We start from the raw sequence: 24,228 nt of genomic DNA on the forward strand, positions 1-24,228 counted from the left end.
ACGCCATTCCCCGGCGCGCTGCGCTGCCGGTTCAACCGATCTTCTTGCAGGAGCAAGCTATGGCTATCGATCCCACCCGTTTCTGTATCAACCGCAAAATCGCGCCCAATCTCAGCATTGAATCTTTTTTTAAACTGGTTCAACGGCTGGGGCTGAACAAGGTGGAGCTGCGCAATGACATGCCGAGCGGCAAGGTGACTGACGATCTGAGCCATGAAGAGGTTAAGACGCTGGCGCAGCAGTACGGCATGGAGCTGGTTTCTATCAATGCGCTCTATCCTTTTAACCGCGTGGATGAGGATCTGCTGGCGCGCGCCGAATCGCTGTTGAAAGAGGCGCAGGCGCTCGGCGCGCGCGCGCTGGTGCTCTGTCCGCTTAACGACGGCCAGCCGATCTCTGGTGAAAAAACCGTGGCGGCTCTGCGACAGCTGGCACCGCTGTTTGAAAAATATGGCGTGCAGGGGCTGGTCGAGCCGCTCGGCTTCCCGCAAAGCTCACTGCGCTCCGCCGTACAGGCGCAGGCGCTGATCCGCGATGCGCAGGCGCCGTTTAGCGTGCTGATCGACACCTTCCATCATCATCTTTATGAGCAGGCGGAGCAGGAGTTTACTAACGGGATCGACATCGAACGCATCGGCCTGGTGCATCTCTCCGGCGTGGAGGATGCGCGCCCGACGGAGCAACTCACCGATGAAGAACGCATTATGCTGAGCGACGGCGATATGCTGAACAGCGTGGCGCAGGTTAAACGCCTGGAGCAGATGGGCTATCGCGGCGTTTACGCTTTCGAGCCCTTCTCCTCCGATCTGGCGACATGGAATGAGGCGGATATCGAACGTGAAATCCGCCGCAGTATCGAACTGCTGCAGGCGTAACGTCGGCGGTTCTCAGGGGTTATCTGTTATTTGTGTCTTTGTTTGTTTTGGCCTCGGTTGGAGGCCTTTTTTATGCGCTGGCTCTGAGGCGGCGTGGCCTCGCTGATTCCGCCCTGCGTTATACCGCGACTTTATAAGGCGGCTTTATGTTGCCGCTTCATAACGTGGCTTTCTGGCGCAGCTTCAGGAGCCCGCCGTTTATTCCACCGCCATAGCGCGATCCCGCATGCGCCATGTCAGCAGCAGCGCCAGGCAAACCAGCAGGCCGCTCAGCAGATAGATCACCGGCACGCCTGCATAGCTCATGATAAACCCGGCGACTGGCCCGGTAATGCCTAACGACAGATCCATAAAGGCGGTAAAGGTAGCCAGCGCGCTGCCCTGGTTTTGCTGCGGCACCGCTTTCACCGCCACCACGCCCAGCGCCGGGAAGACCAGCGAGAAACCCGCGCCGGTCAGCAACGCTCCCAGGTTCGCCAGCCAGGGCGAAAAGGAGAGCCAGACGATAAACAGGCCCAGCGCCTCTATCGCAAAGCAAACCAGCGCCACCCGCAGACCGCCGTGGCGGTTGATGCTGTTGGGAAACAGCAGGCGCGCGCCGACAAACGCCAGGCTGAACAGCGTCAGTGAAAACGCGGCGCCCGACCAGCCCTTCGCCTGATAAAACAGCGTAATAAAGGTAGCGATTACGCCAAATCCTGCCGAGCCCATCGCCAGCAGTAGGCCAAAAAGCCAGATTTTGCCCAGCACGGCGCGAAACGGCAGCGGTTTGCCTTTGCTTCCCTTTACTGCCGGGCGCGGCAGCGCCAGCACAATCGCTACAAGGGTAATCAGCATAATGACTCCCGCCAGCAGCAATATGCCGCCCAGATGATAAATCAGCGCCCCCAGCGGGGCGCCCAGCGCCATCGCGCCGTAGGTACAGATGCCGTTCCATGAAATCACCCGGCCTATATGCGCAGAACCGACCACGCCCACGCCCCACAGCGTCGAGCCGGTGCCGGCGAAGCTCTGTCCGATGCCTAACGCCAGCCGCCCGATACAGAGCAGGGCCAGGCTCACCAGCGGCCAGCCTGCGCTGACGGCGGCCAGCGCATAGCAGACGCCGCTCAGCAAACAGCCGCCAAGGCCGAAAACCACCACTTTTTTCGGCCCCCACACATCGGCGTAGCGTCCGGCATGAGGCCGACTCAGCAGCGTAGAGAGGTATTGCAGGCTGATCACCAGTCCCGCCCAAAAAGCGCTGTAACCCATTACGTCATGCACGTAGCCCGGTAATACCGCAAGCGGCAGGCCGATGGTGAGATAGCTGGCGAAATTGAACACAACAACGGAGAGAATACGCTGATTCAGACGAAAGGCGCTTTGCGGCGTTTCCGCAGCGGGCTGTTCAGGCATAGATTTTGGCTCGTCACAGATAGTTAACAGGCTAAGGGATTACTATACGCCGATTTATTCAGCGGCGATCAAACAAAGCGCGCCCGCAGATGCCTGGTTTATTTTCGTCAGCGATAACTCTGCGCGCCGCAGACGCCAGCGTGCGCCTCTTCCGCTTCGGAAAACTGCTGGATCAGGCTGCGGTAACCGTCCATAAACTTATAAGGCACAGCGGTCGCCACCACGCCGCTGTAAAAATCCCGGCCATGCGACGTTGCGTACAGGTTAACGAAAAATATCAGCGCGTTAGCGACCGTTAGCGGCTACACTTTTTGTGCCGGAATTATTGATTGAGGAAACTATGATTGCGCCACAGCAGGAAAAAATGGGACAGAATATGTTGCTCAAAATGGCAACGCTGGTGGTTATTCTGGCAGGCATCCGCGCCGCTTCGGATATTATCGTTCCTTTTCTTTTGGCAATCTTTCTGGCGATTATCCTTAACCCGCTGGTGAATATCTTAATGCGCCGCGGCCTGCGACGCACCTGGGCCATTACGCTGGTGATGGTTGTGGTGCTGCTGGTGATTTTGATGCTGGTGGCGATGCTCGCCAGCTCGGTCAACGAATTCTCTCTGGTCTACCCGCAGATACGCACCATCCTTGAACAGAAACTTACCGTTATCCAGCACTACGCCGGGCGGCTGAACATTCCCGTCTCCACCCGCGCGCTGGCGGAACAACTCGATCCGAACGCCATCATGAACGTCGCCACCATGGTGCTGACGCAGTTCTCCGGCGCGATGAGCAACTTTATTCTGCTGATCATGACGGTGATCTTTATGCTGTTTGAGGTGCGCCACCTGCCCTACAAGCTGCGCAACGCGCTGGTTAACCCGCAGATCCGCATCGCCGGGCTGCATAAGGCGCTGAAAGGCGTGACGCACTATCTGGCGCTGAAAACGCTGATTAGCCTGATTACCGGCCTCGCCGTCTGGCTGACCTTGCTGTTGCTGGACGTGAAGTTCGCGCTGTTCTGGGGCGTGGTCGCCTTTGTGCTGAACTTTATTCCCAATATTGGCCCGATTATCGCTGGTATCCCGCCGTTTATTCAGGCGCTGGTGCTGAATGATTTTTATGACGCGCTGCTGGTGGCCGCGTTGTTCAGCGCCATTCATATGGTGTTCGGCAATATGCTGGAACCGCGCGTAATGGGGCGCGGCCTGGGCTTATCCACACTGGTGGTGTTTCTGTCGTTGATCTTTTGGGGCTGGCTGTTGGGCCCGGTGGGGATGCTGTTATCGGTGCCGTTGACCAGCGTCTGTAAAATCCTGATGGAGACTACGCCCGGCGGCAGCAAGCTGGCTATTCTGTTGGGCAACGGCCGCCCGGTGGTCAAACGCTGAATCAGGCTTCCGGGAACAGATGGTCGTACACGTGCTGCAAATGCAGCGCCATGCTGTTCCTGGCCAGTATCGGGTTTTGATCGGCGATGGCGCTGGCGATCAGCTGGTGATCGCGGTTCAGCTCGCGTGGAAAGTCGCGATCGGCAAAATGGCTTTCCAGCCGCACGAAGCGCTGGCTTTTGCGCATATTCCACAGATGTTCCATCATCTCACGCAGCACTTCATTGCCGCTCATCGCGCTGATCAGCAGATGAAAACGCTTATCCTGCTGCAAAAATGCCTCGTCGTTAACGCTGTGGCGCGTCAGCTGTTCGGCAACGTCCAGCAGCTCGCGCCGCTGCGATTCAGTGCCATGACGTGCCGCCAGCTCCGCCGTCATCGCCTCAAAACTCTGCCGCGCCTTAATTAAATTACGCAGGCTGAAGGTTTCCGTCTCCTCCTCCGGCTGTAGCGGCAGCGGATCGGCTACCAACACGCCGTTGCCGCTGCGGATAGTCACCCAGCCGGTGACCTCCAGCGCGATCAGCGCCTCTCTCACTGAGGAACGGCTGACATTCAACTGCCTGGCCAGCTCGCGCTCCGGCGGCAGCAGCGCGCCGGGCGCAAACTCGCCGCGCACGATCGCCGCGCTGATCAGCGTGGAGATCTGACGATAAAGACGTTCGTTTTTTACGGTACCCAGGGTCATTACGCTCACCGGTTTTTCAGTTACGCCTGTCTTGTTCGGCGCCAGGCTATATTGCCGCAACCGCACCATTGTATCGGCGGCAGTGCGTCATATTGCGATAACCATCAACTTTTTTACGCTAAAACTGCCCTATTCTGGCCCAGCGGCCTGACCAATGGCCTTTTCATTAACCGGACCGGCGGTAAAGAACATCAGCCTGCCGGACTGTGAAAAAACCTCTACAGGAGCCTTTATGGAACACACCTGGCGCTGGTATGGCCCTAACGATCCCGTCTCGCTGGATGACGCCAGACAAGCAGGCGCTACCGGCATTGTTACCGCTTTACACCATATTCCCAACGGCGAGATCTGGACGAAAGAGGAAATTCAGACGCGCCAGGCGCAGCTGGCGGAGAAGGGATTGTACTGGTCGGTGGTGGAAAGCGTGCCGGTGCACGAGGCGATCAAAACCCAGCGCGGCGACTGGCAGCGCTATATCGCCAACTATCAGCAGTCGCTGCGCAATCTCGCCGCCTGCGGCATCGATACCGTCTGCTACAACTTTATGCCAGTGCTGGACTGGACCCGTACCGATCTGGGCTGGCAGCTGCCGAACGGCGCGCGCGCGCTGCGCTTCGACGCCGTGGCGTTCGCCGCATTTGAGCTGCATATTTTGCAGCGTCCCGGCGCGCGTGATGCCTACAGCGATGAGGAACAGCGTCAGGCGGCCGACTATTACGCCGCGATGACCCCGGAAGCGATCGCCACCCTGACGCGTAATATCATCGCCGGTTTGCCAGGCGCGGAAGAAGGCTACACGCTGGAGCAATTCCAGGCGCAGCTGTCGCAGTATGACGGCATCGATAAAGCGCAGCTGCGCGAACATATGGCCGCCTTTTTACGCGCCATCGTGCCGGTGGCGGAAGAGGTCGGCATCATGCTGGCGGTGCATCCAGACGATCCGCCGCGCCCGATCCTCGGCCTGCCACGCATTATCTCCACTCAGGAAGATATGCAATGGTTGACCGAGACGGTCGACAGCATCCACAACGGCTTTACCTTCTGCACCGGCTCTTACGGCGTGCGCGCCGACAACGATCTGGTGCGGATGGCGAAAACCTACGCCGAGCGCATCCACTTTGTTCATTTGCGATCCACCCGACGCGAAGAGAATCCCGCCAGCTTCCATGAAGCGGAACATCTTGGCGGTGATGTCGATATGGTTGGCGTGATCAACGTTATCCTTGAGGAAGAACAGCGTCGCCGTCGCGCCGGTCAGCAGCGCGCCATTCCCATGCGGCCGGACCATGGCCATCAAATGCTGGATGACCTGCATAAGCAAACCAACCCAGGCTATTCAGGCATAGGACGTCTGAAGGGGCTGGCGGAACTGCGCGGCGTGGAAGTGGCGTTAAAGCAGTGCTTTTTTGCCGACTGAGCGCGTCAGGCTAACGCGTTTCATTGAAAGCGGTGATGTGTCATACACATTCCTGCCGTTCCGCTGGATAAGATGTGAGCGGGCGTCCCCTGCCCTGGGATGCCCGACATCCAAAGTTAACAAGCCCATCACATTTCTCACTCTAACCACCGCCTCAGCAGCGGAAAACCGCCGCCTTTACTGCTACGGTTTAACAGAAGCTTATGCGGTGATTTTCAGCAGAGTATGAGGTTAATCCCTGTCACAACGGGTTTTTCCCGCTGCCCAGCGGAAGGGAAAAGCGGGAATATGACATTTTCCCCGTTCTGACGATATACTGTGGAATCAGAAAGTAATCATTGCGTTACGTTATTATTGCAGTTGATTAGAAACTGAGCTGGCGCACAGCCAACAATAAAAATTTTCTCAACGCCGCGATCTGACTCGATTCAGCCTCCGGTTCGCGCCGTTGAGGATATTAAGATTAAATCAGCAAACAGGGCGAATGATATGAAACTACGTAGGAAGCGTGTCAAACCTATTGCGCTTGATGACGTAACCATCATCGATGATGCGCGTTTACGCAAGGCGATTACCGCTGCGTCGTTAGGTAATGCGATGGAGTGGTTCGATTTCGGCGTGTATGGCTTTGTCGCCTACGCCTTAGGTAAAGTCTTTTTCCCCGGCGCCGATCCCGGCGTTCAGATGATCGCTGCGCTGGCGACCTTCTCCGTTCCCTTTTTAATCCGTCCGCTGGGCGGGCTGTTTTTCGGCATGCTGGGCGATAAGTATGGCCGCCAAAAAATCCTGTCGATTACTATTGTCATCATGTCGATCAGCACCTTCTGTATCGGTCTGATCCCTTCTTACGCCTCAATCGGCATCTGGGCGCCAGTGCTGCTGCTGCTGGCAAAGATGGCGCAGGGCTTCTCGGTCGGCGGCGAGTACACCGGCGCCTCGATTTTCGTGGCGGAATATTCTCCCGACCGTAAGCGCGGTTTTATGGGCAGCTGGCTCGATTTTGGCTCCATCGCCGGCTTCGTGCTGGGCGCGGGCGTGGTTGTACTCATCTCTACCATCGTCGGCGAAGAGAATTTTCTCTCATGGGGCTGGCGTCTGCCCTTCTTCCTGGCGCTGCCGTTAGGCATCGTCGGTCTCTATCTGCGCCATGCGCTGGAAGAGACGCCAGCGTTTCAACAGCATGTGGAAAAGCTGGAACAGGGCGATCGCGAAGGTCTGCGCGAAGGGCCGAAAGTCTCTTTCCGTGAAATCGCCACCAAGCACTGGAAAAGCCTGCTGGCCTGCGTCGGTCTGGTGATCGCGACCAACGTCACCTACTACATGCTGCTCACCTATATGCCGAGCTACCTGTCACATAATCTGCACTATCCTGAAGACCATGGCGTGCTGATTATCATCGCCATCATGATCGGCATGCTGTTCGTGCAGCCGGTGATGGGCCTGCTGAGCGACCGCTTTGGCCGTCGTCCGTTTGTGATTATCGGCAGCATCGCGCTGCTGGTGCTGGCGATCCCGGCCTTTATGCTGATTAACAGCAACGTGCTGGGGCTGATTTTCGCCGGTCTGCTGATGCTGGCGGTGATCCTGAACTCCTTTACCGGCGTGATGGCTTCTTCCCTGCCGGCGATGTTCCCGACTCATATCCGCTACAGCGCGCTGGCCAGCGCCTTTAACATTTCCGTGCTGATCGCCGGTCTGACGCCGACTGTCGCCGCCTGGCTGGTAGAGGCCTCTGACGACCTCTATATGCCCGCTTATTATCTGATGGTGATTGCGGTTATCGGCCTGATTACCGGCATCACGATGAAAGAAACCGCTAACAAGCCGCTGAAAGGCGCAACGCCAGCGGCGTCGGATATTGAAGAAGCGCGTGAAATCCTGCAAGAGCATCACGACAATATCGAACAGAAGATTGATGATATTACGGAAGAGATCGCGAAGCTGGAAGAGAAGCGCAAGCATCTGATTGAACAGCATCCGCGCATTAACGAGTAATAAAAAAAGCCCCTCAGCGAGGGGCTTTTTTTGGCTTATCTCCTAGCTTTGCGGCAACAGCTCCGTTTTAATCCAGCCCGCTTCGCGCTTATCGAACGACCTGTAAGCGGAAACCACGTCGCTGAGCGGTTCGACCTGAGTCAATACGTCGACCGGGTCGATGGCGCCCATCCGCACCAGCTCCAGCAGCTGCGGAATAATGGTGTGGTGGTTGCAGTTACCCATGCGCATCGTCAGATTTTTGTTCATCGCCATGCCGATAGGGAACGTTTCCGCTTCCGGCGGATAAACGCCGATGATGCTCAGCGTGCCAGCCTTTTTCAGCGAGGCGATAGCCCACTCCAGCGCCTGGGTCGGCGCGTCGCCCGGCACCCAGTTGCCATCGTCGACATGCTGATGCTCCGCGTTTTGCGGCGCCACCTGCGCCACTTCCTGACGGAACTTATCCGCCTCTTCATTGGCCTGCGCCGCCGCCGGGCCGCTGTGGGCATGCTGGCTGTCGACGCCTACGGCATCTATCGCGCAGTCAGCGCCGACGCCCCCGGTCAGCTTCTTAATCGTGGCGACGGGATCTTCTTTATCAAAGTTGATGGTAAAAGCGCCCTGACGGCGCGCCATCGCTAACCGATCCTCATGGCAGTCGATGGCGATAACGCGCGACGCGCCCATCAGCAGCGCGCTGGCGACGGCGAACTGTCCGACCGGCCCGGCACCGAAAACCGTTACGATATCGCCGCGCTCAATATCGGCCAGCTCGGCGCCGAACCAGGCGGTAGGAAAGATATCGCTGATCAGAATGGCCTGATCGTCGCTCACCTCAGGCGGCACTTTTATCAGCGTATTAGAGGCGAAAGGGATGCGCGCCTTTTCCGCCTGCAGGCCGTTGACCGGGCCGGTGGCTTCCGGTCCGCCGAAGAAACAGGTGCCCGCTTCCGGGCCGTTGGGATTGGCGTTATCGCACTGGGCGGTATTGCCTTCGCGGCAGGGAGGACAGTAGCCGCAGGAGACGGTGGAGCAGACGACTACCCGATCGCCGATATCGAAGTTGCGGACGTTATCGCCCAGCGCTTCCACAATTCCTACCCCTTCATGACCCAGGATGGTGCCCTGACGCATATTGCTGAAGGTACCGCGGATAAAGTGCAAATCGGTGCCGCAGATAGCCGAAGCGGTCAGCCTGACTATCGCGTCGTCCGGGGTTTCAATGCGGGGTTCAGGAACATCGTCGAGGCGAATGTCGCCGACGCCATGCCAGACAAGAGCTTTCACAGGACCTCCGGTTACGCGTTGCGTTTCATCAGTGCGGGCCGCTGACGCAGCCCATGAGAAGGTAAGTTTAGAAACGATTCAGGCGATCAACAGGCGCAGCGGGACGAAAGCGCGCCTCATGGGCGCCCGATTGTTCCGAAAGTTGCCGTCTGGCTTGCAGGCCGATTACCGCCCACACTTACCTTTTAACCTTGAGGAGGAAGGCTATGCGGGTACACCACCTGAGCTGTGGTTCTATGTGTCCTTTTGGCGGCGCGCTATTTGACGGTTTCAGCAAAGGGCTGCATGCCCATCTGGTTTGCCACTGTTTACTGATCGAAACCGATCGTGACGGGTTGGTGCTGGTGGATACCGGCTTTGGCGAACAGGATCTGCGCCGTCACGATTCACGTATTGCGACCTTCTTCCGCCTGTTCAACAACATTCAGCGCCGCCCGGAACTCAGCGCGCTGGCTCAGGTGCAGCGTCTCGGTTTTCAGGCGCAGGATGTACGGCATATCGTCTTAACCCATCTCGATTTCGATCACGCCGGCGGGCTGACCGATTTTCCGCACGCGCAGGTGCATGTCATGCAGCAGGAGCTGGAAACCATTCGCCACCGCGACAGCTGGCTGCAACAGCGTCGCTATCGCCCCGCGCAGTGGCCTGCGCAGGCGCACTGGCAGTCTTACCAGGCGCAGGGCGATACCTGGCAGGGCTTTTCCGCCGTCAGCGCGCTAAACGGACTGCCACCGGAAATTCTGCTGGTCCCGCTGCCGGGCCATACGCCGGGTCATGCGGGCGTGGCGATCCAGCAGCGCGACGGCTGGCTGTTGCACGGCGGTGATGCCTGGTTCTATCGCGGCGAAATGTATCAGCAGGAGCGTCAATGCACGCCGGGGCTGCGCTTTTATCAATGGATGATGGCGGCGGACAACGCCGCGCGCCGCGAAAATCAGCAGCGGCTGCGTGCGCTATCGCTCAACCAACAGAACAATATCACTCTGTTTTGCAGTCACGACGCCAGGGAGCTGGAACGGATGCAGGCGCTGAGGCCATAAAAAACCCCGGCGGCGCCGGGGTAGGGAATGCAGTCATTAAGCATTGTGTTCAATGACGCGCTGCTGGCTTTCAATAGCGATTTTGCGCGGTTTCTCGCTTTCCGGGATCTCCTGATAAAGCGCGATTTCCAGCAGGCCGTTCTCCAGCCGCGCGCGCTCTACCTTCACATGCTGTGGCAGCGCGTAGCTGACGCTGAAGTTATGACGGCTGATGCCGCGATGCAGCCATCCGCTTTTTTCATCCTGCTGGCTCTGTTCTTCCGCGCGTTTGCCGCTGACGGTCAGCTGCCCGCCCGTTGCGCTGATCTCCAGCTCGCTCTCTTTCCAGCCCGGCACGCTGAGCGTAATAGCATAGTGGCTTTCATCCAGCCGTTTAATGTCGCAGGCTGGCGTGGTGCTGAGCGGCGCATCGCCGGTTAACTGGCTGAACAGCCGATCGATACGGTTAAAGCGATCGGAAAACAGGCTGTCGGTGACATCAGGGAAAAGGGAAAGAGTTTTAAATGCCATGAGTAACCTCCTGAAATCTCCACAACGTTGAGCCGTCAAAAGTTTAAACATGCAGGGAAGCGCCCTTCCCGAAACCGTATTTATGTACGCCCCTCGCCTTTTCAAGCGTGGTTAAAAATAATGATTTTTTATATTAAAAATAATGCGTCATAGCCTCGTGGAATATAGAACGGCGTTTCTGTTGCTTTAATGTTAACTAAAGACGCAAAGGCGGCCTGACGCGGTGTGTAGCCTGAAAACAGGGCAAGGTCAGCACGGGAAGTTTCCCCGTAAATAATAAAAGCGCGTACACTATGATGACTTTTTCACCTGTACAGCAAATCACTATGTCTGAATTTTCTTTGATTAATCGCCCAAGACGATTACGTAAAAGCGCCGCGCTGCGCGATATGTTCCAGGAAACCTCTCTGAGCCGCAACGATTTGGCTCTGCCGATCTTCGTTGAAGAAGGCGTGGATGAGTACAAAGCGATTGCCGCGATGCCGGGCGTCATGCGCATTCCCGAAAAACGTCTCGCCTGGGAGATCGAACGCATCGCTAAAGCGGGCATCCGTTCAGTGATGACCTTCGGCATTTCCCATCACACCGACGCCACCGGCAGCGACGCCTGGCAGGAAAACGGTCTGGTGGCGCGTATGTCGCGCATCTGCAAAGATGCGGTGCCGGAGATGATCGTCATGTCCGATACCTGTTTCTGCGAATATACCTCGCACGGCCACTGCGGCGTGCTGTGCGATCACGGCGTCGATAACGACGCCACGCTGATCAACCTCGGCAAGCAGGCGGTGGTCGCCGCACAGGCGGGCGCGGATTTTATCGCGCCGTCCGCCGCGATGGATGGACAGGTCGCCGCGATTCGCCGCGCGCTGGATGAAGCGGGCTTTACCGACACCGCCATCATGTCCTACTCCACCAAGTTCGCCTCTTCTTTCTACGGTCCGTTCCGCGAAGCGGCAGGCACCGCGCTGAAAGGCGATCGCAAAACCTATCAGATGAACCCGATGAACCGTCGTGAAGCGATCCGTGAATCGCTGATTGACGCCGCCGAGGGCGCGGATTCGCTGATGGTGAAACCGGCAGGCGCCTATCTGGACGTGCTGCGCGATATCCGCGAGCGCACCGAGCTGCCGCTGGCGGCTTATCAGGTCAGCGGCGAGTACGCGATGATCAAGTTCGCCGCTCAGGCAGGCGCGATCAACGAAGATGCGGTGATTCTGGAAAGCCTGGGCGCCATTAAGCGCGCCGGCGCAGACATTATCTTCAGCTACTTCGCGCTCGATCTGGCGGAACGCAACCTGCTGTAAGGTTTGCGGACGGCGCGGAAGACAGGCAATGCTCCGTGCCGGGCAATCCGACTGATAAGAAAATGATATAGCCCGCGCCTTCTCCGCCGCGGGCTTTTTTATACCTCGTCCCCTGCATGTGGCGTGGCAATCGCTTCGCTGCGCAAAAACTTCGCCAGCCAGATTTTACACCGCCTCTCACTGACACTAAGGTAACCATTACAGGTAATAAGCCTGTCAGGCTGCGTCCCGTTGCAAATGACCCTGAAGTTGTCGCTTTTCTGACCGATACTGTTACGGCAATTCAATAATTATAAAGTGTGAAAGGCTTTTTTATGAAAACACCAGAAATCCCTGCTAACGAACCTCAGCGCCTCGATGAACTTCATGCGCTGAGACTATTAAATACGCCTGCGGAAGAGCGATTCGATCGCCTGACGCGCCTGGCGAAAAGGCTGTTCAACGTGACCGCGTCGGTGGTAAGCCTGCTCGACGCCGATCACCAGTGGTTTAAATCGGGCGAAGGCGTCACCGCTAAGCAGACGCCGCGCGACATCTCCTTCTGCGGTCACGTAATTTTGCAGAATGACGTCATGATCGTGGAGGATGCGCGCAAAGATGAGCGTTTCTATGATAATCCGCTGGTGACCGGCGAACCACAAATCCGCTTTTACGCCGGTTGTCCGCTGCGCGCGCCCAACGGCTCGAAGGTCGGCACGCTCTGCATTCTCGACAGTCAGACGCGCGATTTTACCGCCGATGATATCCATGCCCTGCGTGATTTAGCCTCTATGGCGGAATCAGAGCTGGTCAGCTTCCAGGCGTCCACCTCTGACGAGCTGACGCAGATCTCCAACCGCCGCGGCTTTATGACGCTGGGCCAGATGCTGCTGAAAGAGTGCGCCCTGCGCCACTGTTTCGCCAGCCTGGCGTTCTTCGATCTCGATCGTTTTAAAGAGATTAACGATAACTTCGGCCATCGTGAAGGTGACCGCGCGCTGATGGATTTTGCTGACGCGCTAAAGATCAGCTTCAGACAATCCGCCCTGTTCGCCCGCCTCGGCGGTGATGAATTCGTCGTGCTGTTTATCGATATGGATCAGCAGCAGGCGGCGGAGCGGCTGGAGGCATTCCGCCACGAACTGGAACAGCATATGAAGCCGCTGCAACGCCGTTACCGTCTCGATTTTTCCGTCGGCACGGTAGGTTTCGATCCGGCGCAGCCGCAACCGCTCGCATCGCTGCTCAGCCACAGCGACGACATCATGTATCAGCATAAAAAAGCGCGCCGCAATTCGGGTTAATCCCGGCGGTAGCGGCGGCAAGCAAGGCATGATTCAGCCCGACGCCTGAAGAATACAACGCTGCCAGTACGCCTCATCGCAAAGCACGCGATGCCAGCGCAGCAGCGCGGCAACGTCCAGCCGTTGCAGCGTCGCCTGCGCCGTTGGCGAAATCAGATGAGTGAAAGCCAGGGTCTGACGCGCGCGCGCCAGCGCGTCGCCTTCCGGCTGTAGCTGCTGCCACAACCGCGTCCGCTTTTCCGCCAGCGCTTGTGCCGTCAGTCGGGCGATATCGTCCGCGACATCGCTCAGGAAGCGTTGGGTATGCTGACAGAGCGTGTCGCCGGAAAGCTGCGGCGACTGTAATGCGAACAGGATGCCTTCACGATCGGCGGCCTGATGAAAGCTGCAACTCGCCACATAGCCTATCTGCTGCTCTACGCGCAGCCGCTGGAAAAAGAGCGGCTGGCAGATCAACGCCAACAGCCGCCACGCCAGCTGCGCTTCGCTATCGGGCTGCGTCAGCGGACAAAACAGCAGCAGCGCCGTATCGCCCTGCGTCTGACTCAGGTTGTGACGAGCGCCAGCGACAGGCTCATGCAGCAGCCAGCGGGACGCGGACGCTACCCGCCCCGGCAGCGTGCTCAGCAGCCGCGCCAAATCCTCGCGCAGCGCGGCGTCGCCGCCTGTCAGCGCCGCCTGCCACTCGATCTGATGTAAATCCTTTACGACCGGCTCCGCCATCAGCCAGCGCGGCAGCTGGTTTAACAGCCGACGCACCGGTATATCGCCGCGCGCCTGCTGTTGCTCCCGTCGCCAGGCGCTTTCGCTCTGCGCAGCGGCGGGGAACGATCGCAGCCGCGTCGCCATGGCGGCCAGCGCCGCGCGCATCTGTTGTGGATCGCCGCTCAGCTGTAACTGCCAGATTCCCTGACGTCGCTCGACGCTAAGCATCGCGCCCTGGTGCGTCAGGCTGGCCGCCAGCGCGCGCAGAGAAGCCTGCAAAGCATACCCAAGCGCATCGTTAATCGGCTTTTCCGGGCGCGGACGCAGGGTCAACACCGCAGGCGACTCGGCAGCGGCAGAAAGATGTAACAAAGGGGCTGACGCTGCGGGCAGCGCTGGAGACGCGGCAAGGGGCGGAAAGGGCGCGAAGCGAAAGCGCGGCGGCTGCGCGTTTAACGACGCGGGCGTAAAGGGGACGGAAATAAAATCGAAGCCTGCCGAACTTTGCGTCTCGCCTTCAAGCGTTACATCCAGCCACAGGCGGCTGACCTCCGCGGCCTGTAGCCGCGTCAGAAAGCCGCGCCACTGCGTGATATCCAGCTGAGGCGGCGGCGCAAAGCCGAACGCTTCTTCGCGCAGGCGGTCGAGCGCGCTTTTATCGGCGAAGCGCTGTTGCGCCAGCGCCGCATAATGTTCCAGCTGCGCAGCGCTTAGCCCGGCCGCCTGAGCCAGCCACGACCGTAACGCCGCCTCCAGCCGCGCCGCCTGTTCAGGAGAGGCGTCGGCAGCGTCAAAGCAGACGGCGATCAGCGCCGCGCCGCCGCCGCGCCAGCACGTCTGCAAACTGACGCCGTCGCAGCACGCCTGCGCGCGCAATTGCGCCAGCAGGCCGCCCTCCGCTTCGTCGCTCAGCAGCTGCTGCAACAAGGCGCACGCGTTCGCGTCGCGCTCATGCCATTGGTTAAGGGCGAACGTCAGCCGCAGCTGCGTCGCGCCGGCGATACGCGCCTTCGCATCGCCCAGAGCCCGCAGGCGGGCGGGCGCCTGCGCAGCAAGAGGCTGCGCCGCAGGCAGCCGCGCGCCATAGCGTCGGGCGAGCTGCGCCAGCGCATCCAGCGGCTGCGGCCCCAGCAGCCAGAGCGTCATCGCCGCGGCGTGGTAGTATTGCTGATGAAAAGCGCACAGCGCCTGGCGCAGCGCAGCGAGGTCGTCGCCGAAGCTGATGCGATCGCCGACGTGAAAACGGTGCATGGCGGGCGGGCCGCTGAACAGATGGCGCTGCGCCACGCCGCTGAGCGTCTGCGCATCGCCGCGCAGCAGGCGATATTCGGCGTCAATCACCGCGACCTCCTGCGCCAGCGCCTCAGGCGCGAACAGCGGGTGCGTCAGCATATCCACCAATCGCGCCAGTCCCGGCTCCAGCCCGGCGGGCGCCAGGCTGAAGAAGAAGGCGGTGCGATCGGCATGCGTGGTGGCGTTAAGGCGCCCGCCCTGCGCCGGAATCCAGCTCATCAACCGCTGCGCGTCGCGATAATCGCGGCTGCCGCTAAACAGCAGATGTTCTAACAGGTGCGCCAGACCGGGCCAGCGCGCAGGTTCGTGGTCGCTGCCGCTGGCGACCCGGATCAGCGCGGCGGCCTCTGTCGCCTGCGGATCGTGCCGCAGCAGCACCGTCAGGCCGTTATCCAGCCGTAACGAGGCCGCCTGCGTCATCAGGCATTCGCCTTGAAGATCAGCTGAGAGTTAACGCGGTTGCGGAATTGCAGCTGGCTGATTTGCATCTGCGTGCAGTTAGCCTGTTCGCGCGCCGCGAGGATTTTGTCGTGATGCGGCGATTTGGCGCAGACCGGATCGGCGTTGTCCGCGTTGCCGGTCAGCATAAAGGCCTGACAACGGCAGCCGCCGAAATCCTTCTCTTTTTCGTCGCAGGAACGGCACGGTTCCGGCATCCAGTCGAAGCCGCGATAGCGGTTGAAGCCGAACGAGTCGTACCAGATATGGTCCAGGCTCTGCTCCAGCACCGACGGGAACTGCACCGGCAGCTGGCGCGCGCTGTGGCACGGCAGCGCGGTGCCTTCCGGCGTCACGCTGAGGAAAATCGCGCCCCAGCCGCCCATGCAGCCTTTCGGTCGCTCTTCATAATAGTCGGGCGTAACGAACAGCAGATTGGTCAGACTGCCGCTGGCCGCCATACGTTCGCGGTACTGACCCACAACGGCTTCCGCACGCGCGATCTGTTCGCGCGTCGGCAGCAGCCCTTCGCGGTTCAGCTGCGCCCAGCCGTAAAATTGACAGGTCGCCAGCTCGACGTCGTCCGCCTCCAGCTCGATGCAGAGCTCGATGATACGGTCGATCTGATCGATATTGTGGCGATGCAGCACGAAGTTCAGCACCATCGGATAACCGTGCGCCTTTACCGCGCGCGCCATCTCCAGCTTCTGTCGGAATGCCTTCTCCGACCCGGCCAGCGCGGCGTTCAGCGTCTCATCGCTCGCCTGGAAGCTGATCTGAATATGGTCCAGACCGGCGTCGGCGAAGGTTTGCAGTTTTTTCTCGGTCAGCCCGATGCCAGAGGTGATCAGGTTGGTATAGAAACCGAGGCCGCGCGCGGCGGCGATCAGCTCAGGCAGATCTTTGCGCACCAGCGGCTCGCCGCCGGAAAAACCAATCTGCACGCTGCCCATAGCGCGCGCCTGGCGAAAGACGTCAATCCACTGTTCCGTGGTCAGCTCTTTCTCCTGCTGCGCGAAATCGAGCGGGTTGGAGCAATAAGGGCACTGCAACGGACAGCGGTAGGTCAGCTCCGCCAGCAGCCACAGCGGCGGATTAACGCCGGGTTTCCGTTCAGTCACGGAAGATGATCCACTTCTGTTCATAGGCTTTGCCAAAAAAATCGGTTACGTCAGCGCCCAGATCGGGCACGCCGGGGAAACGGGCGTTGAGCTCGGCGATGATATCGCCCAGCGTGCGCTTGCCGTCCACCAGCAGCAGGATTTCGGCGGCGCTGCCGTTCAGCCGCGCCATGCCCTCAGGGTAGAGAATGACGTGGCAGTTTTGCGCCTCTTCCCACTGCAGGCGAAAGCCGCGACGAAACAGCGGCGTTTGTGAAGCGTTAATATCCATTACACCAGTCTCGTTTTATGCCAGGCGAGGTCCGCCGTCACCGTATGGTAAGGCGGGCGTTTCAGATCATAGGCCATGGTCATGGCGTCGAGCATGCTCCACAGGATATCCAGCTTGAACTGTAAGATTTCCAGCATGCGCTGCTGCTTCTCAACCGTGTCGCAATATTCCAGCGCCAGCTGCAGGCCATGCTCCACATCGCGGTTAGCCTGTCCCAGACGGCTGCGGAAATAGTCGTAGCCTTCCGCTTCGATCCAGGGATAGTGCTGCGGCCAGCTGTCGAGACGCGCCTGATGAATCTGCGGCGCGAACAGTTCGGTTAGCGAGCTGCAGGCCGCTTCCTGCCAGTTGGCGCGACGGGCGAAGTTCACATAGGCGTCAACGGCGAAACGCACGCCGGGCAGCACCAGCGCTTCCGATTCCACCACCTCGCGCTTCAGGCCGACCGCCTCGCCGAGCCGCAGCCAGGCTTCGATGCCGCCTTCGCTGCCGCCGTAGCCGTCATGATCGAGCATGCGCTGAATCCATTTGCGGCGCACTTCCGGGTGCGGGCAGTTGGCCATGATCGCCGCATCCTTCAGCGGAATATTGGTCTGGTAGTAAAAGCGGTTGGCGACCCAGCCCTGGATCTGCTCGCGCGTCGCCTTGCCGTTGTGCATCGCAATATGGTACGGATGATGAATATGGTAGTAAGCGCCTTTTGCGCGCAGCGCCTGTTCAAAGGCCTGCGGCGAAAGCGGCTGTGCCTGCGTCATGGTTATACCTCGATCAACATGCCATCCCAGCTCACTTCGATACCCTGCTGCGTCAGGCTCTGGCGCTCAGCGGACTCTTCATCCAGGATGGGATTGGTGTTGTTAATGTGAATCAGAATCTTACGTTCCGCCGGCAATGACGCCAGCAGCGCGGCCAGTCCCTGCTCTTCTGAGAGCGCAAGGTGGCCCATATCTTTACCGGTATTCAGCCCGACGCCGGTTGCCGCCAGCTCGTTGTCGCGCCACAGCGTGCCGTCGATCAGCAGACAGTCCGCCTTTTGCAGCCACGGCATCAGCGCCGCGTCCGGCTCGCCCAACCCCGGCGCATACAGCAGGCTTTTGCCGCTGCTGCCGTCTTCCACAAACAGCGCCACGTTATGACCCGGCAGCGGGCGGTTGCGGTACTGCGAATAAGGCGGCGCGTTGCTCAGCAGCGGAATGGCGGTAAAGCGCAGGCTTTGACAGACGCCGACGGTAAACGGGCTGTCCGGCACGATCGGGTGATGCACCAGGCCGCCGTTCCAGTGGGAAAGCATGGTGAATACCGGGAAGCCGGTGGTCAGATCCTGATGCACCTCTTCGGTACACCAGACCTGATGCGGACAGCCTTCACGTAAATTGAGTAAGCCCGCGCTGTGATCGATCTGGCTGTCGGTCAGGATAATGGCGCCGATGCCGGTGCCGCGCAGCACGTCGGGATTATTCAATTCAGGCGAAGCCAACAGCTGATGGCAGATATCGGGCGAGACATTGCACAATACCCAATCCTTGCCGTTGTCGCTGATGGCGATAGAGGATTGCGTCCGCCGCGAGGTTTTCATCGTGCCGTTACGCACGCCCTGACAGTTGTGACAATTGCAGTTCCATTGCGGGAACCCTCCGCCAGCTGCGGAGCCAAGAACTTTGATCTGCATGTGATGACCGGGAAAGGAGAAAAAAAACAGGCCCGCGACGAGCGCGGGCACAGGGATTAACGGTTGGAAATGTACAGAGTCACTTCCAGACCCAGACGTAAATCTTCAAATGCAGGTTTGATCCATGCAGACATTAGGCTTCTCCTCTTGGCGTTAAAATGACGGGGTTGTCACCATTAATTGCGGCAGGCAACCCGCAACTTGTCAAATATGAAAATTTGGCAGCGCAGATGTTGCTCTAATGTGACCTGGATCGCAACTTTTCTATTGACCCCACGTGCGCTTCAGCACCCGCAGCCAGTTACGCCAGGCCAGTTTTTCCAGACGTTTCTCATCAAAGCCAGCATCGGTTAACGCCTTGAAAAGTTTTGGCATTCCCGTTACGTCGCCAAGGCTTTCCGGCACGCTGATGCCGTCAAAATCAGATCCAAAGCCAACCCGATCTTCTCCCACTTTATCGATCAGCCAGCACAGGTGTTTAACAATTTCATGCAACGACGTGTCGGCATTGCGTTGTCCATCGGCGCGCAGAAAGGCGTTGCCGAAGTTAACGCCGACGAAACCGTCGCTGTGGGCGATAGCCGCCAGCTGCGCGTCGGTCAGGTTGCGCGGCTGCGCGCAGAGCGCGTGCGCGTTGGAGTGCGTCGCCACCAGCGGCGCATCGCTGAGCTCCGCTGTTTGCCAGAAGGCCTTCTCATTCATATGCGAAAGATCGATCAGCAGCCGTTTGCGATTGCAGGCGCGAATCAGCGCTTTGCCCTCCTCCGTCATGCCGTCGCCGGTATCGGGCGAACCGGGAAAGCCGCCGTTAACGCCGACGCCGAAGCGGTTGGGCAGGTTCCAGAACGGCCCGATGCTGCGCAGGCCCAGCTGATAAAACGTGTCCAGCAGCGCCAGCTCCGGGTCGAGCATCTCGGCGCCTTCAATATGCATCACCAGCGCCAGCACATCCTGTTGCAGGCATTGCTCGATCTCCGCCGCCGTGCGGCACAGACGCGCCCGGCCCTGCGACGCGTCCGCCAGCTGCTGCAAAATCGCTATCTGCGCCTCGGCGATCGCCAGCGCGTCGTGCTGCGCCTGCACGCTGGCGAGATCCTGCTTGCGCTCGCCCGCCAGCCAGACGGCGGGCGGCACGAAGACGGCGAACAGGCCGCCGGCGAAGCCGCCCTGACGCATGCGCGGGTAATCAAGATGCCCGCGCTCAAGCCCGGCGAAAAAGGCCTGCGCCGGATTGTCCGCGTGGTTGACCCACAGACGCAGCAGCAGATCGTTGTGACCATCAAAAAAGGTTTGCGTTTTTATCATTTCAGCATCGCTATAGCCGTCATACTTCAGGCCGCAGATTCGTTGGCTGCGTTCGCTCACACCGGTCACTTACTTTTGCAAGCTCCCGGCGATTCACGCCCTTACCGCCTTCCTGCAACCTGAATTATTTAGGCTCTAAATCCTCTATCAGCGCCTGGTTAAACTTCTCCGGCGCCTCCATTTGCGGCGCGTGTCCCATGCCGTCAAACTCAACCAGGCGGGCGTGGGGAATGCGTTTCGCCGCTTCTTTCCCCAATACCTCATAATGCCCCAGCTGCGCTTTCACCGCCGGTGACGCGATATCGCTGCCGATGGCGGTGGTATCGGCGGTGCCGATAAACAGCGTGGTCGGGACACGCAGATCCGGCAGCTCGTAGTAAACCGGCTGACTGTAGATCATGTCGTAGATCAGCGCGGAGTTCCAGGCAACTTTCTTATGTCCCGGCCCGCTGTTCAGCCCGGCCAGCATATCGACCCATTTGTCATACTCCGGCTTCCAGTTGCCCGCATAGTAAGTCTGCTGCTCATACTTTTTGATCCCTTCCGCCGACAGCTTTAGCTCGCGCTGATACCACTCATCCACCGTGCGCCAGGGCGCGCCTTTCGCTTTCCAGTCCTCCAGACCGATCGGATTGACCATCACCAGCTTTTCCGTCTGCTGCGGATACATCAGCGCATAACGCGTCGCCAGCATGCCGCCGGTGGAGTGGCCGATAACAATCGCTTTTTCCACGCCCAGACTCTTGAGCAGCTGATGTGTGTTGCTGGCGAGCTGCTGGAAGCTGTACTGATAGCTGTCAGGCTTGGTAGAGGTACAGAAGCCCACCTGATCGGGCGCAATGACGCGGTATCCCTGCTGGCTCAGCGCACGGATAGTGCTTTCCCAGGTGGCGCCGCAGAAGTTTTTGCCGTGCATCAATACCGCCACATGCCCGTTAGCCTGACCGACCGGCTTCACATCCATATAGCCCATGCTGAGCGACTGCTGCTGAGAGGAAAAGGTGAAATGCTGAAGCGGATAAGGCATAGGAAAGCCTTCCAGCTGCTCGCCGTAAGAGGCGGCCGACGCATTCCCCGCCGCCAGCATCAGCGCCAACGCGCCGGCCAGGGAGGTGAGCTTGTTCATTAGTCTGCTCCTGTTTTAAGTGAGCCGCCTGATGCGGCAGGAAACAATAACCTGTACGGCAAAAATATAAGCGTAATCAGGCGGCTCCGGGAGCAGAGTCAGGTAAAAGCAGGTAAAGCGCGCGTATTAAAAGGTAAAGCGGTAGCCCGCGCTGAACTGTCGCTGATTAAACTGGTGACCGGTGGTGCTGTCTCCTTCAAGGTAAAACAGGTGCTGCCCGGTGACCTGCGCGCTGACGCCCAGCCCGTTATTCCAGCCGTTGCCGCGGAAACTGTGGCGCTCCGGCGAGCCGTTCAGACGATAGCCGGTGTCGCCTTTGAATTCCCGCACCACGCCGCTTTTCAGGTAGAGATTCAGCTGGCGCGCCTCCTGCGTGATTTGATAGCCGAGCAGCGCGCTGGCGCGTCCCAATAGCGAATCGTAGCCATCGAGGTCGATGCGCAGGCCATTTGACGCGCGTAGCGTATCCCCCTGTTGATGGCTCCAGGCAAGCTGTAACTGCGGCTCCAGATAAAAGCCCTGTTCCGCCTGCGTCAGAGCGAAGCGTTTGCCGCTCTCCAGTGACAGGTTGTAGTTATTCGCCGCGCCATAGCCGCTGACGCCCTGTCCCTGCGAATCCCTGACGTTGAAGCCGCTTTTCATGCGTGAATATTTCACCACGCCGTCAAACCACAGGCCGCTGTCGGTCATCGCAGTGAGATAAAAACCCGCATGGCTGGAAGTCTGGTCGCCGCTGCCGCTGGCGTAATGAGCGTTGCCGTGAGTGACGCCCATAAAGGCACCCGCTACGACCGGCAGATCCGGCCTTAACTGTCGGTCGACGCCGAACTGCATGCCGGAATAGCTCAGGCTGAAATCGCTCAGTTTGCCGCTGGCGAAGCTGTCAAAGCGTCCGCCGATGCCTCTCACCCAGCCGTCGCCGAGCGACTGCTTCTGGCGCAGGTCGCCAAAGCGCTGCAACAGCGATTGCATCTCCGCATAGTTCATCAGATAGCTGATATTCAGGAAATTAGCGCCCGCATCCGCCGCGTTGGTGATATCTGGCCTGTCGGGAGGCGTGATGGGTGTCGGTGTCGGTGTCGGTGTCGGTGTCGGCGTCGGTTCCGGTGTCGGTTCCGGCGTAGGCTCCGGCGTCGGTTCCGGCGTAGGCTCCGGTGTCGGTTCCGGCGTCGGTTCAGGATCGGCCCCGGCGGGATCGTCGACTGCACCAGCGGCATAAAGCTGCCAGTCGCCGCCCGCTTTACGCAGGTCATAAAGATAACCGCCCAGTTCCACCCTGCCCCTGTCCGGCGATAAAGCGAAATTCGCCTGACCATCCGGGGTTTCCACCAGCGTCAGCACCTCTTGCCCGGTAGTGCGCATATCGCCCCGATTGCGCACCAGCAGCGTATGATTGCCCGCGCTGCTGCCGGTAACCACCAGCTTATCGCTGTTCAGCGCGACGATATCCGTTTTCATCGCAAAAGTACCGCTGCCTGCCAGTTCCCCGACCGTCAGCCGCGTGCCGACCACGTCATTTGCGAAGTCGACCGTACTGTCGTTCAGCGTCAGGCTATCTACCACGGAGTCGGCCACCATGCTCCAGCGGCTCTGATCCATCTTCATATCCAGTATGGCGCCGTTGGCGCTGTCGCTGAAGGCAACGCCGGTAAGCTGTGAACCTGACGCCATATCCAGCGCAATGGCGCCGCCTGTCGCCCGTATGCTGCCGACAATATCCGCCTGTCCATTTAAGGTAATGCGACCGGCGCCAGCCTCCTCGCTTCCCTCTGTGCCCAGCGCTATTTCCAGCGGCGAAGCCATACGAATCACCGTCTTGCCGGTAAGCGCGATTTCACTGTCAGACATGGCATAAGCGCCCGTTGTGGCGGTATTACCAACGATGGAAAGGTTATCGCCCATAATATTACCGCCGCCAAATGCCCAAAGCGCGATGGTGCCGTCAGTATCACTGATGGCGTGAATATCGGCATAAGAGAGATTGACGTTGGCGCCTGCAAACTGCGCTGATACCGCATAGGTGCCGCCGGAAACAATCGTGTTACGCTGCGTCGGGCTGCCGTTGAAGTGAATGGCGGCGGTGCTGCCCATGGCGACCAGCGCGCCGCTTTTTTCCGTATAGAGAGCGCTGCCAGGGCCAATGTTCGCCACGCCCTGCCCATTCACCCTGATTGCATTGGCGAGTTCGCCGCCTGCGGTGCGGACCTCCAGCGCCTCTGCCGTCAACTCGCCCAGCGTCCAGATACCAATAGCCGCCTCGCCCTGGGTTGTTATAATGCTCTGTTTTCCTAAATCGACAACGGAGTTAGGTTGAATATTAATACCCGGGGCAGCGTTCCCGGCGGTCTCAATATAGAGTTGATTCGCCTTCAGGCTGGCTGGCGTATTTAGTCCGTTATATTCCATGCCGGAAATGAATATGCCGCTGGCCTGATTGCCATTCGTCTGAATATAGCTGTTATTTCCTAAATCAGCCTGCGAGCCAGCATGGTAAATGTATAACCCCGTCGCTAAGTCGTGCGTAATAATCGATAACGCATCGGCTTCCAGCGTCGAAGCGCGACTAAGAGCAATGCCATTTCCCCATCCTAAATTGGTGGTTAATTCAATGCGGCTTGCATGGCCTAAATTCAGCGACACATTGCGCGCATCCGCTTCAATGCCATTGATCCCGTTCGCCGTTATTCTCAGCTGGTTCGCCTGCAACTGCGCATTATTGCCTTGCAGCCTGATGCCTCTTGCCATCGGTCCATCTACATTAATCGTCACGCTATCGCCCAATGTCAGCGTGCTGTCGCTGGCACCAGCAGCGTTGCAGATGCCGCAAAGGTGCTTTTCGCTGCCCGCTACCGTCACGCTGTCTCCGGGAGACAGTTGCAGCGTCGCCTCTTTTTCAACGGTAATTGAGCCATACTCTGTGGCCTGAACGATAAAAGGCGTAAATAACATCAACGGGAGCGACAAGGCGCCGGTAAAGGCAAGTCTGCGTTGAATAAACGCACTGAGCGGATTAAGCCGGTACAGAAGCGGTATGGTGGCGTTGCGATTTTCCATATAAAAGCAGTTTCCTTTCGCTATGAATAAACTCCATGCCGGTTATCCACGCACGGAGAATTACTCCTTTTTCCGGCGTCGAT

20 protein-coding genes are annotated in these 24,228 nt (G+C 59.0%); 7 read left to right on the plus strand and 13 right to left on the minus strand.

Annotated features, from left to right (window positions below):
* Positions 1-59 precede the first annotated feature (59 nt).
* Positions 60-875 carry a TIM barrel protein gene (locus MYY08_RS04460; RefSeq protein ID WP_288013486.1) on the plus strand — a complete coding sequence of 272 codons (816 nt, stop codon included), beginning with the start codon at positions 60-62 and terminating at the stop codon, positions 873-875.
* Between the two features lie 198 nt (positions 876-1,073).
* Here the strand turns inward: MYY08_RS04460 and MYY08_RS04465 are convergent, their stop codons facing one another.
* Positions 1,074-2,273: an MFS transporter gene (locus MYY08_RS04465; protein WP_038629629.1), complete on the minus strand. Its 1,200-nt coding sequence runs from the start codon at positions 2,271-2,273 to the stop codon at positions 1,074-1,076.
* A 340-nt stretch (positions 2,274-2,613) separates the two neighbouring features.
* Between MYY08_RS04465 and MYY08_RS04470 the strand changes: the two genes are divergently transcribed.
* Positions 2,614-3,657, plus strand: coding sequence for an AI-2E family transporter (locus MYY08_RS04470; protein ID WP_038629628.1), 1,044 nt, complete (start codon positions 2,614-2,616; stop codon positions 3,655-3,657).
* Position 3,658: 1 nt separating this feature from the next.
* On the opposite strand, the gene MYY08_RS04475 is transcribed toward MYY08_RS04470, so the two are convergent.
* Positions 3,659-4,345, minus strand: a complete 687-nt coding sequence (locus tag MYY08_RS04475) for a FadR/GntR family transcriptional regulator (RefSeq protein ID WP_288013468.1) — start codon at positions 4,343-4,345, stop codon at positions 3,659-3,661.
* 232 nt (positions 4,346-4,577) lie between these two features.
* On the opposite strand from MYY08_RS04475, the gene uxuA reads away from it, so the two are divergent.
* Both uxuA and proP read left to right on the plus strand, forming a co-directional pair.
* Entirely contained in the window at positions 4,578-5,762 is a 1,185-nt protein-coding gene (uxuA, locus tag MYY08_RS04480) for a mannonate dehydratase (RefSeq protein WP_038629626.1), read from the plus strand.
* Positions 5,763-6,251: 489 nt separating this feature from the next.
* Positions 6,252-7,757 (plus strand): glycine betaine/L-proline transporter ProP, encoded by a 1,506-nt coding sequence (proP, locus tag MYY08_RS04485; protein ID WP_038629624.1) that lies wholly within the window; start codon positions 6,252-6,254, stop codon positions 7,755-7,757.
* 42 nt (positions 7,758-7,799) lie between these two features.
* Here the strand turns inward: proP and MYY08_RS04490 are convergent, their stop codons facing one another.
* Entirely contained in the window at positions 7,800-9,026 is a 1,227-nt protein-coding gene (locus tag MYY08_RS04490) for a zinc-dependent alcohol dehydrogenase (RefSeq protein WP_038629623.1), read from the minus strand.
* Positions 9,027-9,232: 206 nt separating this feature from the next.
* Here MYY08_RS04490 and MYY08_RS04495 point away from each other — a divergent pair, with 206 nt between their 5' ends.
* Positions 9,233-10,066, plus strand: a complete 834-nt coding sequence (locus tag MYY08_RS04495) for an MBL fold metallo-hydrolase (RefSeq protein ID WP_038629622.1) — start codon at positions 9,233-9,235, stop codon at positions 10,064-10,066.
* Positions 10,067-10,102: 36 nt separating this feature from the next.
* On the opposite strand, the gene MYY08_RS04500 is transcribed toward MYY08_RS04495, so the two are convergent.
* Complete coding sequence (locus MYY08_RS04500) at positions 10,103-10,576, minus strand: Hsp20 family protein (protein ID WP_038629621.1); 474 nt, start codon at positions 10,574-10,576, stop codon at positions 10,103-10,105.
* Between the two features lie 326 nt (positions 10,577-10,902).
* Here MYY08_RS04500 and hemB point away from each other — a divergent pair, with 326 nt between their 5' ends.
* Together hemB and MYY08_RS04510 are read left to right on the plus strand one after the other, a co-directional pair.
* Positions 10,903-11,880, plus strand: coding sequence for a porphobilinogen synthase (hemB, locus tag MYY08_RS04505; RefSeq protein WP_038629620.1), 978 nt, complete (start codon positions 10,903-10,905; stop codon positions 11,878-11,880).
* Between the two features lie 314 nt (positions 11,881-12,194).
* Positions 12,195-13,163: a GGDEF domain-containing protein gene (locus MYY08_RS04510; RefSeq protein WP_038629618.1), complete on the plus strand. Its 969-nt coding sequence runs from the start codon at positions 12,195-12,197 to the stop codon at positions 13,161-13,163.
* 33 nt (positions 13,164-13,196) lie between these two features.
* On the opposite strand, the gene pqqF is transcribed toward MYY08_RS04510, so the two are convergent.
* The 9 genes from pqqF to MYY08_RS04555 form a co-directional block, all read right to left on the minus strand.
* The gene (gene pqqF / locus MYY08_RS04515; protein WP_288013476.1) at positions 13,197-15,581 is read right to left on the minus strand and encodes a pyrroloquinoline quinone biosynthesis protein PqqF; all 2,385 of its coding nucleotides are present in this window, start codon (positions 15,579-15,581) and stop codon (positions 13,197-13,199) included.
* The gene (gene pqqE / locus MYY08_RS04520) at positions 15,581-16,744 is read right to left on the minus strand and encodes a pyrroloquinoline quinone biosynthesis protein PqqE (protein WP_052133995.1); all 1,164 of its coding nucleotides are present in this window, start codon (positions 16,742-16,744) and stop codon (positions 15,581-15,583) included. Before pqqE ends, pqqF begins: the two co-directional genes overlap by 1 nt.
* A complete protein-coding gene (pqqD, locus tag MYY08_RS04525) occupies positions 16,713-16,991 on the minus strand; it encodes a pyrroloquinoline quinone biosynthesis peptide chaperone PqqD (RefSeq protein ID WP_038629614.1) in 279 nt (92 codons plus the stop codon). Before pqqD ends, pqqE begins: the two co-directional genes overlap by 32 nt.
* A complete protein-coding gene (gene pqqC / locus MYY08_RS04530) occupies positions 16,991-17,746 on the minus strand; it encodes a pyrroloquinoline-quinone synthase PqqC (protein ID WP_038629613.1) in 756 nt (251 codons plus the stop codon). Before pqqC ends, pqqD begins: the two co-directional genes overlap by 1 nt.
* A gap of 2 nt (positions 17,747-17,748) precedes the next feature.
* Positions 17,749-18,660, minus strand: a complete 912-nt coding sequence (gene pqqB, locus MYY08_RS04535) for a pyrroloquinoline quinone biosynthesis protein PqqB (RefSeq protein ID WP_038629611.1) — start codon at positions 18,658-18,660, stop codon at positions 17,749-17,751.
* A gap of 56 nt (positions 18,661-18,716) precedes the next feature.
* Positions 18,717-18,794, minus strand: a complete 78-nt coding sequence (gene pqqA, locus MYY08_RS04540; RefSeq protein ID WP_071883753.1) for a pyrroloquinoline quinone precursor peptide PqqA — start codon at positions 18,792-18,794, stop codon at positions 18,717-18,719.
* A gap of 130 nt (positions 18,795-18,924) precedes the next feature.
* Positions 18,925-19,965 carry a dipeptidase gene (locus tag MYY08_RS04545; protein ID WP_104951621.1) on the minus strand — a complete coding sequence of 347 codons (1,041 nt, stop codon included), beginning with the start codon at positions 19,963-19,965 and terminating at the stop codon, positions 18,925-18,927.
* Positions 19,966-20,089: 124 nt separating this feature from the next.
* Positions 20,090-21,091, minus strand: a complete 1,002-nt coding sequence (locus MYY08_RS04550; protein WP_038629609.1) for an alpha/beta fold hydrolase — start codon at positions 21,089-21,091, stop codon at positions 20,090-20,092.
* 126 nt (positions 21,092-21,217) lie between these two features.
* A complete protein-coding gene (locus MYY08_RS04555; RefSeq protein ID WP_288013483.1) occupies positions 21,218-24,145 on the minus strand; it encodes an autotransporter outer membrane beta-barrel domain-containing protein in 2,928 nt (975 codons plus the stop codon).
* Positions 24,146-24,228 lie beyond the last annotated feature (83 nt).

The sequence above is a fragment of the Mixta sp. genome (assembly GCF_024610815.1).
GTDB classification, from domain to species: domain Bacteria; phylum Pseudomonadota; class Gammaproteobacteria; order Enterobacterales; family Enterobacteriaceae; genus Mixta; species Mixta calida.